General features: G+C 28.9%; 1 pseudogene. It reads left to right on the forward strand.

From position 1 onward, the window contains the following. Window positions 1–246: pseudogene (locus RI01_RS02985) on the forward strand (replicative DNA helicase); the annotation flags it as partial.

Raw genomic sequence — 246 nt, forward strand, 5'->3', positions numbered from 1 at the left:
CTATATGAACCAAAATAAAGCTGAGCAATTAAGTTTTTATTTTCAGCTCATTGATCCACAATCTTTTTTAGATAAACAACATACAAAAATATTTCAGGCCTTAAAATATTTAACTTTAAACCAGACAAATACTCATCCCTTTGATAAAATCAAATCTCAAACTGAGATCATCAAAGAATTACTCACCTATCTCCAAACCCATTTTCCCCAAGATAACTTCACTAAAGCATCATTATCTTTTTTAAG

This window comes from Italian clover phyllody phytoplasma str. MA1, assembly GCF_000300695.1.
GTDB lineage: Bacteria > Bacillota_I > Bacilli_A > Acholeplasmatales > Acholeplasmataceae > Phytoplasma.